General features: G+C 41.4%; 14 protein-coding genes. 4 read left to right on the forward strand and 10 right to left on the reverse strand.

What is annotated here, in order from left to right; genetic code table 11:
• Positions 1-86: 86 nt before the first annotated feature.
• Positions 87-434 (forward strand): hypothetical protein, encoded by a 348-nt coding sequence (locus tag B1A85_RS21835; protein ID WP_104548832.1) that lies wholly within the window; start codon positions 87-89, stop codon positions 432-434.
• A 23-nt stretch (positions 435-457) separates the two neighbouring features.
• Here B1A85_RS21835 and B1A85_RS21840 read toward each other — a convergent pair whose 3' ends face one another.
• Positions 458-937: a hypothetical protein gene (locus B1A85_RS21840; RefSeq protein WP_104548833.1), complete on the reverse strand. Its 480-nt coding sequence runs from the start codon at positions 935-937 to the stop codon at positions 458-460.
• 422 nt (positions 938-1,359) lie between these two features.
• Here B1A85_RS21840 and B1A85_RS21845 point away from each other — a divergent pair, with 422 nt between their 5' ends.
• On the forward strand, positions 1,360-2,688 hold the full coding sequence (locus B1A85_RS21845; protein ID WP_104548834.1) for a hypothetical protein: 1,329 nt from the start codon (positions 1,360-1,362) through the stop codon (positions 2,686-2,688).
• Positions 2,689-2,939: 251 nt separating this feature from the next.
• Positions 2,940-5,126, forward strand: coding sequence for a polysaccharide biosynthesis tyrosine autokinase (locus B1A85_RS21850; protein WP_104548835.1), 2,187 nt, complete (start codon positions 2,940-2,942; stop codon positions 5,124-5,126).
• 7 nt (positions 5,127-5,133) lie between these two features.
• Here B1A85_RS21850 and B1A85_RS21855 read toward each other — a convergent pair whose 3' ends face one another.
• A complete protein-coding gene (locus B1A85_RS21855) occupies positions 5,134-6,264 on the reverse strand; it encodes an aminotransferase class I/II-fold pyridoxal phosphate-dependent enzyme (protein WP_104548836.1) in 1,131 nt (376 codons plus the stop codon).
• Positions 6,265-6,385: 121 nt separating this feature from the next.
• Between B1A85_RS21855 and B1A85_RS21860 the strand changes: the two genes are divergently transcribed.
• Positions 6,386-7,237, forward strand: coding sequence for a hypothetical protein (locus B1A85_RS21860; RefSeq protein WP_210404672.1), 852 nt, complete (start codon positions 6,386-6,388; stop codon positions 7,235-7,237).
• 5 nt (positions 7,238-7,242) lie between these two features.
• Here B1A85_RS21860 and B1A85_RS21865 read toward each other — a convergent pair whose 3' ends face one another.
• From B1A85_RS21865 to B1A85_RS21900, 8 genes are all read right to left on the reverse strand, one after another.
• The gene (locus B1A85_RS21865; protein ID WP_104548837.1) at positions 7,243-7,899 is read right to left on the reverse strand and encodes a sugar transferase; all 657 of its coding nucleotides are present in this window, start codon (positions 7,897-7,899) and stop codon (positions 7,243-7,245) included.
• A gap of 33 nt (positions 7,900-7,932) precedes the next feature.
• Positions 7,933-8,700, reverse strand: a complete 768-nt coding sequence (locus B1A85_RS21870) for a bifunctional 2-polyprenyl-6-hydroxyphenol methylase/3-demethylubiquinol 3-O-methyltransferase UbiG (protein ID WP_104548838.1) — start codon at positions 8,698-8,700, stop codon at positions 7,933-7,935.
• Positions 8,701-8,757: 57 nt separating this feature from the next.
• On the reverse strand, positions 8,758-9,870 hold the full coding sequence (locus B1A85_RS21875) for a GNAT family N-acetyltransferase (RefSeq protein WP_210404673.1): 1,113 nt from the start codon (positions 9,868-9,870) through the stop codon (positions 8,758-8,760).
• Positions 9,871-10,269: 399 nt separating this feature from the next.
• A complete protein-coding gene (locus B1A85_RS21880; RefSeq protein ID WP_104548839.1) occupies positions 10,270-11,397 on the reverse strand; it encodes a glycosyltransferase in 1,128 nt (375 codons plus the stop codon).
• Entirely contained in the window at positions 11,390-12,541 is a 1,152-nt protein-coding gene (locus B1A85_RS21885; RefSeq protein ID WP_104548840.1) for a glycosyltransferase, read from the reverse strand. The genes B1A85_RS21880 and B1A85_RS21885 overlap by 8 nt, the downstream gene beginning before the upstream one ends.
• The gene (locus B1A85_RS21890; protein WP_104548841.1) at positions 12,538-13,875 is read right to left on the reverse strand and encodes an O-antigen polymerase; all 1,338 of its coding nucleotides are present in this window, start codon (positions 13,873-13,875) and stop codon (positions 12,538-12,540) included. Before B1A85_RS21890 ends, B1A85_RS21885 begins: the two co-directional genes overlap by 4 nt.
• 47 nt (positions 13,876-13,922) lie before the next feature.
• On the reverse strand, positions 13,923-15,017 hold the full coding sequence (locus B1A85_RS21895) for a glycosyltransferase (protein ID WP_104548842.1): 1,095 nt from the start codon (positions 15,015-15,017) through the stop codon (positions 13,923-13,925).
• A 13-nt stretch (positions 15,018-15,030) separates the two neighbouring features.
• Complete coding sequence (locus tag B1A85_RS21900; RefSeq protein ID WP_104548843.1) at positions 15,031-16,143, reverse strand: glycosyltransferase family 4 protein; 1,113 nt, start codon at positions 16,141-16,143, stop codon at positions 15,031-15,033.
• Positions 16,144-16,224: the final 81 nt, after the last annotated feature.

Here is a 16,224-nt window from a genome sequence, read left to right on the forward strand (position 1 = left end):
TTGTCTATGAGAATTCTCCTTTCGTCAATAGGAAGAATTTTTGTAACAACTCGGCGTCAAAACTCGCGGTTTCGCATTCAACAACAATGTTTAGAAAAATTATCTGGTTTAGTCTGGTGGCGATCGCCGTTGTCTTTGTGTGGGGCAATTTACTTGCCCATCCTGCTGCATCACAAGTACAATCACGTATTAACGCACTAGAAGTCGATCTTCGCGGCGTGCAATCGCGACTTAACCGCATTGAAGCCCAACTTAATCAATCGCGCAGCATACAATCACCGCGAACACCAATAAATATACCAACACCCCCAGGACCGAGGGCGCAATCAAACCAAGAAGAAATGTTTGATAGATTAGCAACGCTCGTAATTGAGATTAAGCAACAAGTTAACAACTTAGAAAAGCGAGTTTCTACTTTAGAAAAACGTTTATAGGTAAAAATCTCAAAGTTTGCTATTTAAGACTCTTGCGATTTTAAAGCTCGATCGAGTATATTACGCGCTTCTTCGGCTTTGGACCTTGCTTCTTGATAACGCAAATTGACTTGCGCAAAGTTTTTTAATACTTTGAAGCCTTCTTTGATCCGAGTAATTTCCTCTTCGCTGACAGACTTATCTGTAAACAGTACATCAATTGCAGCACGCACTACCATTGCTTCTTCGCGCGATTCTTGCACTTTGAGTTTAAGCGTAGCAAGATTACTCAAAACTTGTACTGCTTGCGTCACCGCATCTTCATCACTCGCAGTATCTGTCGCTGCTTCTTTTACCTCAATTAATTGTTGAGAACTAAAACCTTCGGCAAGATCAGTAGGTAACTTACCTTCATCCATAAGTTCCATTAGCTGATCCATTGCTTTGTCCCGCGCTTTCGCCGAATCTTTACCAGGAACATTCAGGATAATTTCTGGGCTTTGCGGCAAAGTGTACTTAACCATAAGTTGTCTGTTCAATATTATTTAGTGCTGCTGAGTTTAATTGTGACTGAAAAAGGTAGAGGGTAGAAGGTAGAGGGCAGAGGGTAGAAGGTGATTTCTTTCTATCTTCATAGATCCAAGTTCCTAAATTTATTACTCAACAGAGAGATAAGGTTTTTTGAGGAACTTAGTGTGAGAAAAGCAATCGCTGTTAAAACTCCTAAATTTGCGTGCAGGGATACATAGGTCTGTTTTTCCCCTTCTGTATCTTTCCTTGTATCTTCGTAAACAACTGTTCTTGTTCTAGCAAGCTGGGAAACACATTGTAACGTAGGCAATTTGTGGTGCGATCGCAACTTGCCATTTATCAAACAGTTCAACTGTCAGAGGGCAGAACTTTATACTGATAAATAGGAAGCTGATTTTTTTGACTGAGGAATATCATGGCTCCAAATCCCACAATTATGCAAGCTGTGGAGCAACTAGGCTACCGCGTTACGGTTGGAGACGTTGCTACGCAATCAGGATTAAACGTCAGCTTGGCACAGCAGGGATTATTAACGCTTGCTTCCGAAGCTGGTGGACATATGCAAGTCGCTGAATCAGGTGAAATTGTCTATCAGTTTCCCAAAAATTTCCGTACAGTTCTGCGAAATAAGTTTTGGAGATTACGGCTACAAGCATGGTGGCAAAGGGTTTGGCGTGTTTTATTTTATTTGATTCGGATTTCTTTCGGTATTGTTTTGATATTGTCAATCGCGATCATTTTTCTGAGCATTTTTATTATTATCAGTATGATAAACCGCGATAGCGACGATCGCGGCAATCGTTCGGGTGGTGGTATGGTGTACATACCCCGCTTTTGGATTAGTCCTAGTTGGTATTGGTTTTTTTACCCTGATTACACTACGCGTTACCAACAAAGACGCCATGAAAAGAACGAACTTAATTTTTTAGAAGCGATCTTCTCGTTTTTATTCGGTGATGGCAATCCTAACGCTAACTTAGAGGAACAGCGCTGGCAATCGATTGCAACTGTCATTCGGAATAACTCTGGTGCAGTTGTTGCCGAACAAATTGCGCCATATCTTGACGATATCGGTTCAGGGTACGCACAAGAGTACGAAGATTATATGTTACCTGTACTCACGCGCTTTAATGGACAACCGGCGGTTAGTCCCCAAGGACAGCTAGTGTATCATTTTCCCGAATTACAAGCGAGTGCAGCGCAACGGCGATCGCGTGGGGTTGCGCCGTATTTACAAGAGTCACTCTGGCGCTTTAGTGCCGCAAGTTCAGGACAAATTGCGTTAGCCGCAGGGTTAGGATTGTTAAACTTTGTCGGTGCGGTATTTTTAGGATACTTGTTAGCCGACGGCGCGATCGCAGCCGAATTGGGAGGGATAGTCGCGTTTGCCCAGGGAATTTATTGGCTACTTCTCGGATACGGTACTGCCTTTTTAGCCGTTCCTCTCGCGCGCTATTTCTGGATCAAAGCGCGGAATCAACGAATTAGCGATCGCAATCGCCAGCGACAACTGCGAGCCGGAACTTTAGCCAATCCTGATGCGACTTTACAACAAAAAATGGCTTACGCTAAGCAATTTAGTGCAAATACAGTGATTACTCAGGAAGATTTAATCTACAGTACTGAAACAGATCTGCTAGAACAAGAAGTAGAACGCTCCGACAAAATAGATGCTCAATGGCAACGCCGATTGTCACAGTCGCATGGCGATCGAGAATCGGTGGATAATACAGGAGGAACTTGATGGTAAATCTGTCTGCTGTTAGTAAGTGGATAAAAGTAAATGTCACCAAAAGATTGGTAACCGGTAATTCTCAAATAGGATCGATTACCCATTACCAATTACCTCTTGCCCAAAAAGTATGATATTTAGTGATATCCACCTATTTAATACATTTTTGCTAAATCCTGTAGTTCAATCAAACAAGATATTGCGGTAGGATCTACTAAGAAAAATTTCCTACATTCATCGGAAAACCTTTTTACAAATGAATTATGGAATCTAGGGAATCTACTGGAGGGTTCCAACGATACTGGCGCATCCTCAAGCGTCGATGGCTACCTTCCTCAGTTGCATTTGGATCAGTTCTTTCGCTATTTATGCTGGGCTTGATACTCCAAAAGCCCCAATATATTGCGGAAGGAAAACTGTTGTTTAGAAGAGGAAATGCAACATCTTCGATTACTGGCGTAGAAACAAACGTTGGACAATTAGATCCTTTGCAACAGCAAAATAATCCACTCGATACAGAGGCAGAAATTATTCGTTCGGTACAAGTTGCTGAAAAAGCACTGCAACGATTGGATCTTAGAGATGCAAGTGGTAATCCCCTGAGACTGAATCAGTTTCTGAATAACCTCAATGTGAGTAACATTCGGGGTACGGATATCTTGCGAATCTCTTACCAAGACCGCAATCCAGAAACTGCTGTTGCAGTTGTAAATACTCTAATGGCGGTGTATTTAGAAAATAATTTTTTGAGTAATCGCACAGAAGCTGCAGCCGCGCGCGAGTTTATTGAAAATCAAATCCCTAGAGCCAGAGAAACTCTTAATCGAGCTGAATCAGCTTTGCGATCGTTCAAAGAAGAAAACAAAATTGTTGCTGCAGAAGAAGAACGCCGCGCCGCCGTTGATATTAACACTGAACTGCAAAAACAAATTAACGCGACACAAACGCAACTCGCCGATGCGCAAGCGCAGTCAGCACTTTTACAAAAAGAGTTGGGCAGAGATTTAACAACTGCAAGCGCAGAGACATCGATTAGCCAGGCTCCTGGAGTACAAGAGCTACTCAAAGAAATTCAACAAGTAGAAACGCAAATCGTTACAGATCAAAACCGTTTTCGCGAAGATCATCCTACCCTTGTCGCGCTGCGATCGCGCAAAGCTGATTTAGAGCGTTTATTACAACAGCGAACGCAACGCGCTGTTAATACTAACCTGCAACAAGCAAGTAACGGACAAATTAGCCCGTACGAGCAAAACTTGACCCAGCAACTAGCAAATTCAGAAGCAAGACGTTTAGGTTTAAGTAGTCAACTGGCAGCTTTATCTGAATTACAAGCGCAATATACGCAAAAACTCAACAGAGTTCCACAGTTAGAACAAAGGCAACGCGAGTTAGAACGCGAGTTAGAAGCAGCGCAGTCAGCATATTCACTACTAACACAAAAACTCCAGGAAAGTCGCCTTGCCGAAAACCAAAACGTCGGCAACGCACGGGTAATCGCTACCGCTACAATTCCTGACGAACCTGTTAATTCGCGTCAGCCTTTATTTATCGTTACCGGTTTACTCGTCAGTGGCGCGTTTGCGATCGCTACAGCTTTGTTACTCGAAGCCAGAGATAAATCGCTGCAAACGGTAGAGCAAGCAAAGCAAGTTTTAGGTTTTACACCTTTAGGGGTGATTCCAATTTCTAAAAGCTCGGAAACTTCCTCCATTGCAGGAGAATCAGACACCTATACTCCAGGAATGCTTCAAGCTGCACCGCGTTCTCCAATGAGTGCTGCTTATCGCATGTTGCAAGCTAATTTGATGTTTTTAAGTTCTGATAAACAAATTAAAGTTGTTGTCATTACGAGTTCAGTCCCCCAAGAAGGTAAATCCACTGTCTCTGCAAACTTAGCCGCATCAATGGCGCAGTTAGGACGAAGAGTACTCCTCGTCGATGCTGATATGCTTCGTCCTACGCAGCATCAAATTTGGGAACTGCCAAATCAGTCAGGTTTAAGTAATTTATTAGTTGGACAAGTAGAGTTTCCTGCGGTTGTCAAGCAAGTTATCGATAATATCCATGTCTTGACTGCCGGATCTACACCACCTAACCCAGTAGCTTTACTCGAATCGCAGCGCATGGCCAACTTGGCAACGATGTTTTCTGAAAATTATGATTTTACAATTATTGATACTCCGGCGTTGAATGTTGATGCGATCGCACCAATTTTAGGTAAGATGGCTGATGGTGTTTTACTTGTTGTCCGTCCTGGAGTTGTTGATTCAGCGAGTGCGACTTTTGCCAAAGAATTTCTGGCGCAATCTGGACAGCATGTTCTTGGGCAAGTCATCAATGGTGTAATTCCAGAAAACGAACCGCATAGCTATTATTACTTTTCCCAAGAATACTACGGCAGCGATTCCACGCGACCGAGGGTGTTACAGCAGAGCCACAAAAGATAAGAAGCGATCAGCATTGGTGAAGTGCAGCGATCGCGTGAATGACTCGCTCCAAGTCTTCAGAAGTTAAATTCGAACCAGATGGCAAACATAAACCACGGTTAAATAAATCTTCGGCGATCGCGCCGCCAACGCACTCACATCCACTAAATACTGGTTGCAGGTGTAACGGTTTCCATACCGGACGCACTTCGATTTGTTGTTGTGCTAGTGCTACGCGAATTTGCTCGCGATCGACTCCAAACGTATCAGCATCAACTGTCAAACAAGTCAACCAGCGGGTCGCACGCCCAAAAGCAGCCTCTGGCATAAATTCAATTCCAGGTAACTTGCCCAACGCCTGCTGATAAGTTGCAAAATTACGCCGTCGCGCAGCAACGCGCTCTTCTAAAACGCGCAACTGTCCGCGCCCGATTCCAGCTAAGACATTACTCAAGCGATAATTGTAACCAATTTCCGAGTGCTGGTAGTGGGGTGCAGGATCTCTCGCTTGTGTTGCTAAAAAACGCGCTTTGGCGACTAAATCAGCGTCTTCAGATACTAACATTCCCCCACCAGAAGTTGTAATAATTTTGTTGCCATTAAATGAAAAAATCCCGATTCGCCCAAATGTTCCTGGCGATCGCCCTTTGTACGTCGCACCTAACGCCTCAGCCGCATCTTCAATCAGCGGAATTTCATACTCATTACACGCATTAACGATCGGAGATAGATCCGCACTTTGTCCGTAAAGATGGACAACAACAACAGCTTTAGGTAGTTTTCCCTGATGCGCTTGCTTTGCTAAGGTTTCCCGCAATAAATCGGGATTCATATTCCAGGAAGTGCGATCGCTATCGATAAATATTGGTTTTGCTCCCAAATAAGTAATTGGGCTTGCTGTTGCAATAAACGTGAGTGTCGAGCAAATGACTTCATCACCTGGTTCAATTCCCACAAGTCGCAATGCTAAATGCAATGCTGCAGTTCCGGAACTCACCGCCGCCGCATGACTTGCGCCAATCGTTTGGCAGAATTCTTGCTCAAACGCATCAACGTGCGGGCCCACAGGCGCGATCCAATTCGTCTCAAAAGCTTCTCTGACGAACTCTAGTTCGCGGTCGCCCATATGTGGCGTTGAAAGGAGAATTGGTTTAATCACGACTTAGCTTGATTTTGACGTACGAGTAGTGGACTAAGTTAAGTTAACAAATTCTGACATTTTGGCTTTCGCAAGCCTAGAATCCATGATAGGCAATACCAGCACTCCTCAGGAGAAATCAGTGCAAGCACGAAAAGTCGCCGAAGCTAGCATAATCTCAATGACAGAATTAGAAATGGCTACCTGGAGACACCAGCAGGGCTTTCATATCATTTTGCATCGCGATCGCTATTGGGAAAAGATACGTCCTGGCTTTTATCAACCCGTTCATTTGCTAGCGCGCTTGAGTGCAGAACAAGCAACAAAGCCAACATCACTATGTTGGGGATTTCGAGCAGCTTTAAGTGAGGCTGATATCGCAGGAAGTAATGGCTCAATTCCTGTTCACCTTTTATCAGATCTCAATAACTACGATCTGCAAAACTTTTCGTCAAATCGCAGGCATAATCTTCGCCGATGTCAGAAACGGGTGAAGATTGTCGAACTTACTGATACAGAAATCTTACACCACCAAGGATATGAAGTTGTTTTCTCGGCAGCCAAGCGAACTCAATACTTAAAAGCACCTTCTAAGCAAGAATATCTTGCCAACCTTAAGCACTTCATCGCCCCGAAGCATCGATTAGTTCTTGCGGGTATCATTGGTGACAAACTCGGCGGATACATCAGTGGCTATGCTGTTGACGGAGTAGCCTACTTTGAAAATCTCTATGTCGCAACTGAGGTATTAACAACTAATATTAATAGCGGTCTCGTATATGAGTTTGTACAAGTTTGTCGTCGCAGTGGGAAAATTCGCGAGGTTGTCAACGGTCTACACTCGCGTGAAGATCGAGCGCTATGTGTTTACAAAGAGAGTATCGGATTTCCAGTAAAGCAGATTCCGGGTAAAGTTGTCTTAAATCCAATAGTTAGCAGCTTGATCCATAAGCGCTATCCACACGTATACTATCGCTTGACTGGAAAAGATTAACGCTTCTACGTTACTGCTTGGTCTTGGTTCTTTTGTCCTTTAAATTCTTCGCACGTAGCATAACCTTGTTGATTAATACCTTCGCGCTGTAAGACTTTCCACACAGTCAATCCCAGAATTTTGAGGTCGAGCCACAAGCTCCAATGGTCAACATACCAAACATCGAGTTTAAATCTTTCTTCCCACGAAAGGGCATTACGACCATTAACTTGTGCTAATCCAGTAATACCTGGTTTGACTTCATGGCGACGTGCTTGTTCAGGAGTGTAACGATCGAGGTATTTGACGAGTAAAGGGCGAGGACCAACAATACTCATGTCGCCTCTTAGCACATTCCACAGTTGTGGTAATTCATCCAAACTCGTGCGGCGCAGAAATTGACCTATAGGTGTCAGACGTTGCTCGTCAGGAAGCAAATTTCCTTGCGCGTCACAGTCATTAGTCATCGAGCGAAACTTATAAAAGTTGAAGATTTTACCGTCTTTTCCAGGGCGCGGTTGTGCGAACAAAATTGGTCGTCCAATCTGAGTAAAGATTGCGATCGCAACTCCTAGCATGATAGGAGATAGCGCAATTAAAGTTATGATTGCTACAACTATGTCCGTCAAAGATTTTATTAAACGGCTTAACCAATACAAAAAATGATTCGACTTGTTCTTCATCTTTCAACTCTTCCCAAAATGGCGTACGTATAGTCAACTTTTTTGACACACACAGTAAAGCATTCCTTCTAGCCGCTCACCTGTTAAACTTTCTAAATTTGCATGCATTTGTTGCTTTTGAATTTGCCTGGTGGAACCAACTGCTAATATATTGAAACCAACTGAAGCTAAGGCTTGAACTGCTTCGTGTAAACTATACCAATATACGTAGGGAGCGCGATCGCACAGCGCTCTCCAGTTAACTTTTCCTCCTAGTTTTAGCCAAGGAAGATAACGCAATGAGTGATGAGAGCCACGCAATTTTCTTACAATACTCAAATAAACTAAAAATGGAAAGTATACAATGTTATTCATCCTAGATTCAAAACACAAAAAAGAAAACAATGCCATTCCTTGCTTTTTGAGGATTCGGTAAGCTTCTTGAAGTGCTTTTTCTCGTCCATTTTCATCTTCTATAACACTCAAAATCTGCTGTAAATAAATAATTTGATCGAAGCTAGAATCTGCATATTTTAACTGAGTTGCATTTTGAACTTCAAAGCAAATATCAGATTCTGGATCTTTATGTTGAGCTTGTGCAATGTACTTAGGTACATAATCGTATCCGTAGAGAGAATGAAAGCCCATTTTTTTCATTTCAAATAAAATTCTGCCCCCCCCAGTACCTGCTTCTAGCGTCTTTGCTTCTTTGTTTAAATAAGTTTCTATAAGATACTTTTCCTCATCAAGTAAATTTGTTTCATGTGCCCAAGTATCAAATTCTACAGTGTTATATATTTGCTTGTTGCTAACTAAGTTCATGGTTAACTAAGTAACTAAGAAACGTTCACTTATTGAGCTTCTGCAAGTGTTTTACTATCAAACACAAGTGGCACGATAAGCAGGAAAAAAGTTAGATTTTAGTAACTCTGCAACCGAAGTACCTAACTCTTTTGCACGTACTTGCACTAAGTTGTCATAGTCTTTCCGATTGACAACTAAACGCACAGTGGAGAAAATATGTCTTTGTTTGGAAAAGCCCGCTTTAAAATGGTACAAACTATCTTTTGCACCACCAACTCCACCACCAAGATGCAAAAATTCATTTCCGCGTTCTCTTGCCCAAGTGCGGACATAGTCAAACATAAGTTTACTTGGTGCTTGTTTCAAGAAAGCTGATTTGGTTCCACCCAAGTGATATTGAACTATGCCACAAGCTTCAGTAAATATGCCACCACAAATGATTTCATCATTCAATTCCACAACACACAAGTGTAAATGATTCTTTAATGCTTGCGACAATTGCACAAAGTAATCTCTGCCAAAGTAGTATGACTGAGTTGCGCCTACACGATCCATCGTTTGTTCGTAAAGATCGACAAAAATATCAATGTAGTCCGCAAATGGTACTATTTTAGCTACCATTCCACTACGTTTGGTTTTATTAATTTTATTGCGGTGTTCTGGGCGAGTTTGCTGCCATATTTCTGCAAGTGATAGTGTTAAATTGACTGAAACAGTTTCGCCGTTGAATTGGCAGTACGGATACTGACTCAAATTTTGATTAAGTATGGGGTGAAGTCGTAAAAAAGCCGAACAAACATTTTTGTAAGCAAGACACTCAATGAATTGCTGAAATGCCAAATTGAGAAATTCCGGCGTACTAGCGGCTTCGTTGAGTAAAATTCCTGGGTAGCCGTAAGGAGAGATAACATCAAAAAGTTCTATCTCCGACTGAAATAGTAAGTTGCACGAACGTAATAGATAGGGGACGAAAAAAACTTTATCACCTTGAGTAATTAAAATAGCTTCAGCAGTTGCTTGGATTCTTTGTGCTTCTAAATCTACATATTCAGGTAGATGATAAATATCGTGGCGTAAGTTGTTGAGAGTTATTTTCCACAAAGGATGTGACAAATCAAGAACTTGGCACCCTATTAGTTTGGTTGGTGATAAGGAGTTGTGAGATTGAGCTTCGTAGCAGCTATTCATTTGCATTTGCTCACTTTGATTGTAGCCAATTGAGATTTTTCTCCCAACGTGTGAATATTTTAACTAATTATGTATGCTTGTCTGCGGTACATTACCACTGTCATAAGAATTTTCAATTCTAAAGTGCCGCAGTGATATATATCTAAGATAATAAATAAAAAAATGAACGCTACAAATTTAGTTTTAAAAAACGAATTATATGTGTTGCCAGCTTTAAAGAAGCTGCACCCTCTAATTCCAACTTTGGCGAACTTTAACTTTAATAAAATTACTCGGAATGAGTTGTTCTCTTTTGCAATCACTAATCACTGGTTATTATTGGCGGTTACAACATATTATTCATGCTTTCTTACTCACGCTCTGGTAGCTTATGTAGCAATAGCTATGTAAACATAACACTTACAGCAGAGCTTCAGCATAGAGTTTTTCATGCATTGCGACGACCTGCCGCAAGTCATAATTCGCTATGCGATCGCGTCCTCTTTTTCCTAAAGTTTGAGCTGCTTGAGGACGATCTAGTACCCAAGTCATTGCTCGTGCAATTGCGTTAACATCTCCCAACTCAACCAAAAGTTCTGCTTCTAATAAATCTTGAATACCTCTAATTTTTGTCCCAATCACAGGAACTTCTAAGCTAAGAGACTCCATAACACTTCGGGGTAATCCTTCTTGGGCTGAGACGAGTACGGTTGCAACTGAGGCGCGAATCAGAACTGGAATATCCTGTCGCAATCCAAGGAAATGAACGCGTTCAGCAATTCCTAATCGATCGGCTAACCTTTGCATTTGTGTTTGTAATACCCCTGTTCCGGCTAATGCTAGGTGGGCGTGTGGTGGTAACAACGCAAAAGCTTGGAGAAGATCGCGATGACGCTTGCGCGGAATAAATTCTGCAATCGACAAAAAAAGCGGATGTTCTGGCGTTAGCCCTAATTCTTGGCGTAGCTGCATGACATCACTTTGAGCAACTGCTTGTGGGCTGTAGTAATTTGTATCAACTCCAATCCCTGGCATATAGCGGATTTTCGCTGCAGGCACAATTTTTTGCTGCTTTGCGGCTTGTTCGTCTTCACGATTAATGACAACGAGATAATCTGTCCAGCGCCCCGCCAGTTTTTCTAGCGTGAGAAAGATGGTATTTTTGACTGGCGATCCACCACGATAGAAATGAAAACCATGCGCTGTGTAAATCACTTTTGGTTTTGTTGGGTGTTGCCAACGATGAATCGCATAACGCGTGACAAAAGCCGCTACTGGTGTATGAACGTGGACTAAATCATAATTTTGTTGGGTTAGAACTTGCTGAATTTGGTGCGGCGCAGCGATGAAATTGCGCGGGTCGAGGGGGTTGCGCGACCACTCAACGTCCCAAACGCGATCGCACGCCGTTGTACACTCAGAACAATCGGTAATTCCTTGTGCCATAGCATCGACTTGCCAACCTTGGGCACGAAAATGCTTGATATACGGTAAAAGAAATGCGCGCACCGTTGCTGGAATTGTCGTAACAATCAAAAGTTTAGGCATACAAAGCTTGATACTGAGCGACAACTGTATCGAGGGCAAAATTTTCTTGAATTCTTGCTCTTGCAGCTTTTCCTAAAGCAGTTCTGGCTGTTGTTCCAAGTGCTATCAGTTCTTGCCAAGCATCCGCGAGCGCTTGAGAGTTCTTTGGCGGTATCACTTTTCCTGTATCGCCCACAATCCATTTGGCATCACCAACATCGGTAACAACACACGGTACGCCACACGCCATCGCCTCACCAACAACTAAAGGAAATGCCTCACCGTAGGCAGATGCCAAAGTTGCTATATCAAGTGCTGACATCAGCTGCGGAATATCACTGCGCTCGCCCAAAAGATGAACTTGTTGAGTTAGTCCTAAGTTCAAAATTAGCTGTTGCAATTCTTGATTTGTAGGCGTGACATCAGTACCAGCTAATAAAAAATGGACGTTTGGATAATTCTTACTCAAAAGTGCTGCTGCGTGAAGAAAGTTGGCGTGATCTTTCATCGGATGATAGCGACAAAATAATCCGATCAATAATGTGTCTGTCGCTAATCCTAAAGTTGAGCGGATTTGTGTTCTCGTCTCCCATGCAGGTTGAAACAGGGTAGTATCAAAACCATTAGGAATAACGCAGCTATTGTGCTGAGAATATCCTATAGCTTCGTGTTGCGCTCTACTGGTTTGAGAGACAAAAACAACCTTTTTGGGCAAGTGAGATATCTTAGCACTCAATTTGATTATGACTTGTGTCATTTGTTTTTCAGCATCGAGTTGCGCAATCGAGTGATGAATCCCCCAAATGACTGGAACTTTAGGCGAGAAAAAACGGCTAGCAAATTGCGCGGCTAAATTGCCATGATACATCCACCCTTGAATAAGATTAGGTTGTAATTCACGTAAAGTATGAATTAGTTTCCAGAGAATATTGGGTGTTGGTAACATTCCTGGCTGCATACCGAGCGAGTATACAGGAATATCTAATGCCAAGATGCGATCGCCCAGCGTACCTCGATCCATTAATGACACAACTACTGGCTTAAACTTAGCTCGCTCTACTCTTGATAACAAGTTATAAAGCATCATTTCTGCACCACCAGTAGACAGTCCAGTAATAATATGCGTTACAATTTTTTGATTGGTCGTATTTATCAGCATATTCATGCTTTTTGTTGAGCAACAGAAATCTTACTGTAAAGGATAAAAAGTAGCCCAATTCCTGTTAAAAATGCAAAGTAACCTTGAATAAAAGTTTCTGGATCGCTTGATAAAAAATCCATCCAAATCTGGGCAATCGTTGTGTATATAAATGGCATCCAAAATATTTGATTTATGTATTTAATTAACATAGTTTGTAAATAGCGACCAATCCAACCATAAGTAAACGTCACAATAAAAAGTCCAGGCCACCACAGACTATAAACCCCAAATGCCAAAAAACCAGTGGGAATACTAAAATCATTGTTACCGATAATATACTGCGTGTTGTAGTACATAATCGTTTCTGGTGGAACAACTCCTAGTAATCGTTGCGGAATCAGTGACGCAAAAGCATATAGAATATCTACAAACCAGCGCAGTTCATAGTCTCGGTGCAAAGCAACTTCTAATGAATGAACTGGAAATTGAAAGTTGTACATAAATTGATAAAAGTTGAAGTCACTGCCTGAATCGCTCTCAATTGTCTTTACAAACGTATTAACAACAGCATCAAATCCTTGAGGAAGTGCTGTTAAACTAAAAAAGAATACCTTACCATAAAATAAAAAGAAAACAGCAAATATGCCAAAAACTATATTAAAAGTCCACGATACTTTTCTGTTTTTCAAAATATAAACCAAATAAAAACATAAAAAATAGTTAATAAGATATCCACGTCCACCAGTTAAAGTAATAGCAATAACGGCAACAATAACTGAAAAAATAAAAATCAAAAGAATGAGTAGTGGATTAATCTTCTTATCTTTTTGAAAGAAGACCACCGAAGCTAATAAGTAAGAAGCTGGCATAGCAAACAAAGTAAAATGCTTGAAAAAGACAAGCGCACCACCTTCTACTGCACGCGCGCGAATTAGAGAAGCTTGCGATAAAGCATTGATAAAGCTCCCATACTGTAGACCATACACATAAATAGAGATGCTAGAAAATAACAACAAAGCAACAGCATAAATAAGAACTGAATTATTATGTCGAGTTTTCAGACTCATTTTTTGACCCCAAGCGATCGCTGACTTGGAGTAAAAGCCAATGACTACTAAAAAATAACCTACAAAGATCGCTAATACTGTTTGGAGTTTATTTGTATAAAGTGATATACCTGCTCCTAATGAGGATGCTGCATTGGCAAAGTCAAAAGCTAATAAAAATGCTGGTAAAGGATACATTAAAGCAAAGTAGATATTAAACAAAGTGAGAAAATCAAACTTACTTGATTTTTCACGAAATATTTCTATAAAGACAATAAGAGCTAATAAAACTAGGTAAGCTGAATCTAGCATCAGGAACTCCCCTAAGCTATGTTAATAAGCGATTCACGACAAGCATTCTATAGATGATTTATGAGTGTTAAATATTCAGGAACGGCTCGGTCAATTGTAAAATACATCGCTCGTTGAATTAACCTATCCCGATTGGTAGAAGTTTCTAGCACTTGCTGCATCGCGAAAGCCATCGCGTCTACATCTCCAACAGGCACTAACTTTCCATACACTCCTGCATCTAGTATTTCTTTAGCACCACTTGGGCAATCAGTAGCAATCACTTGACAACCACAAGCCATTGCTTCAATCAGTACAGTTGGTAGCCCTTCCCAGCGTGAAGAAAGAACAAATGCGCTAGCCCGACTCATATATGCGTATGGGTTAGCCACAAAGCCTGGTAAAGCCACATCTTGGCTAATACCGAGAGTTGCGATCGCATCTTCGAGTCTATTGCGCTCTTCTCCTTCGCCTAAAATCATTAAACGCGCCGGTTTTTTGCGTCTGAGCAAAGCAAATGCTTTAATTAAAGTCAAAAAGTCTTTCTGCTCGCATAATCTTCCTACGGCAAGAAATACAGGCAGAGTACCTTCTTGAAACCATGGATGATCCAAAGGTGCTGCAGCTTGGGTTAAAAGCACATCATCAACAACAGGATTATAGATGACACTAATCCCTTGTCTTAATTTGAGATAAGTTTCTAAATCTTGCACAACGCCCTGCGAAACACCGACAACCGCATCAGCTTGCGGATAAAGTAACTTCATCAAAGGCGGAATCAATTTTCCTCGCCACAACTTAGCTCGATCAACAGACAAAGTATTATGTTCTACCACAACTAAGCGAGTTGTTGCGCGCGTTAATTTCTTTGCTAATATTGCTGCAACGTTAGCGTGATTGAGATGCGATACCAACGCCTTAGGCTTTTCGCGGCGTAAGTAATTTGATAAAGGTAGAATAGCTTTAATGACTCTACCTGCATTTAAGTTAACTATACGTACTTGCTCAGGTACTTGCTCTAAATAAGGTCCTTCAGCGCTAGCTAAGACTAAATCGCATGCGACACCTCTTTGTATCATGCCTTTAAGCACATTAATTGTCACGCGTTCTGCGCCGCCGCCATACAACGCTGGTAGAAAAAAAGAAATACGTTCCGTAGCCATTACATATTAACGATCACAACTTTTTTCTTTCTGAAATAACTTCTGCAAGTAAGGTTTCCCACATATTCATCACCTTCTCTAAACTAAACCTTTCTGTCACTTCTGTAGCACGACTCGCCAAACGTTTACGTTCTTCCTCATCCGATATTAAGCGCTTGATTGCTGCTGCTAAGGCAGATACGTCTTCACTCGGCACTAAAATACCATCTACATTGTTACGGATAATTTCTTGAGGACCACTCGGACAATCTGTTGCAATAACTGGTAGCCCACAAGCCATTGCTTCGCATAAAGCGTTAGGAAACCCTTCATAGCGCGAAGACATAACAAAAAACTCTGCTTGCTGCAAAAAGCTAAAAGGATTTTTAACTACACCTTTAAGGTGAACGCGCTTTGCTAAATTGAGTTGATGCACTAAGGATTCTAATTGTGGACGTAAAGAGCCTTCGCCAAGAATAATTAATTTCCACTCAGGATAGGAGTCTGCTACTTGCTCAAAAGCTTGTAATAAAATATCAAAACCTTTTTGTTCCTCGAGTCTTCCTATAGCAATTAAAAATGGCTTTTCTAACTTAGGTGTTGCTGAATTTTCATCAAGCTTGACTGATAATGCAGGATTAGGAATAACTGAGCCGCGAGACTGTATTGCTAAAGAAAAATAACTTAAGGCTCTGGCAGTAACTGCTACAACTCTACTCGCTTGAGGATACGTTAATTCGCGTAGTTTCTCCCAACTCCTACCAATAGAGTACATCGCTGGATGATTTTGCTCGTCTACTATCACTGGAATCTTCAATGACTGTGTTGCTAACAAAGTCAACACATTAGTTGTATCTAGAAAACTGATAACAGCGTCAGGCTTAAGTTGATAGATTGTCTTGCGTAGAATGAAAACTCGTCTTAAGTTATGCCAAGTTGCCCAGATAAAGTTGGGAGATTTTGTTGCTAACCCCAAAGGAATGTGTTGAATACGAGTATCTAAATCGTAAAAAGGGGGTATAGAACCATCATCCATAGTAACTATAGTAATGTTCCAACCTTTAGCTGCCCAATAGTTTGCCATAATCGACATCACTCGTTCTGCCCCACCAGCAGTTAGAGCATGAATTACCAAAGTTAGTTGCATTAAGCGATTATTCCTACGGTTTCGATTTACTCAAACTAGCGAAGTGATAATAACAGTAATTTTGGTATTTAATAAGTTAAA

The sequence above is a fragment of the Chroococcidiopsis sp. TS-821 genome, from assembly GCF_002939305.1.
In the GTDB taxonomy this organism is placed as follows: domain Bacteria; phylum Cyanobacteriota; class Cyanobacteriia; order Cyanobacteriales; family Chroococcidiopsidaceae; genus Chroogloeocystis.

Excerpts from the sequence above, each read along its gene's own strand:
- B1A85_RS21880 (WP_104548839.1), bottom strand. The coding sequence starts at position 11,397 with ATGCCTAAACTTTTGATTGTTACGACAATTCCAGCAACGGTGCGCGCA.
- B1A85_RS21870 (WP_104548838.1), bottom strand. The coding sequence starts at position 8,700 with ATGAACTTAGTTAGCAACAAGCAAATATATAACACTGTAGAATTTGAT.
- B1A85_RS21845 (WP_104548834.1), top strand. The coding sequence starts at position 1,360 with ATGGCTCCAAATCCCACAATTATGCAAGCTGTGGAGCAACTAGGCTAC.
- B1A85_RS21835 (WP_104548832.1), top strand. The coding sequence starts at position 87 with ATGTTTAGAAAAATTATCTGGTTTAGTCTGGTGGCGATCGCCGTTGTC.
- B1A85_RS21850 (WP_104548835.1), top strand. The coding sequence starts at position 2,940 with ATGGAATCTAGGGAATCTACTGGAGGGTTCCAACGATACTGGCGCATC.
- B1A85_RS21890 (WP_104548841.1), bottom strand. The coding sequence starts at position 13,875 with ATGCTAGATTCAGCTTACCTAGTTTTATTAGCTCTTATTGTCTTTATA.
- B1A85_RS21840 (WP_104548833.1), bottom strand. The coding sequence starts at position 937 with ATGGTTAAGTACACTTTGCCGCAAAGCCCAGAAATTATCCTGAATGTT.
- B1A85_RS21865 (WP_104548837.1), bottom strand. The coding sequence starts at position 7,899 with ATGAAGAACAAGTCGAATCATTTTTTGTATTGGTTAAGCCGTTTAATA.
- B1A85_RS21885 (WP_104548840.1), bottom strand. The coding sequence starts at position 12,541 with ATGAATATGCTGATAAATACGACCAATCAAAAAATTGTAACGCATATT.
- B1A85_RS21875 (WP_210404673.1), bottom strand. The coding sequence starts at position 9,870 with ATGAATAGCTGCTACGAAGCTCAATCTCACAACTCCTTATCACCAACC.
- B1A85_RS21900 (WP_104548843.1), bottom strand. The coding sequence starts at position 16,143 with ATGCAACTAACTTTGGTAATTCATGCTCTAACTGCTGGTGGGGCAGAA.
- B1A85_RS21895 (WP_104548842.1), bottom strand. The coding sequence starts at position 15,017 with ATGGCTACGGAACGTATTTCTTTTTTTCTACCAGCGTTGTATGGCGGC.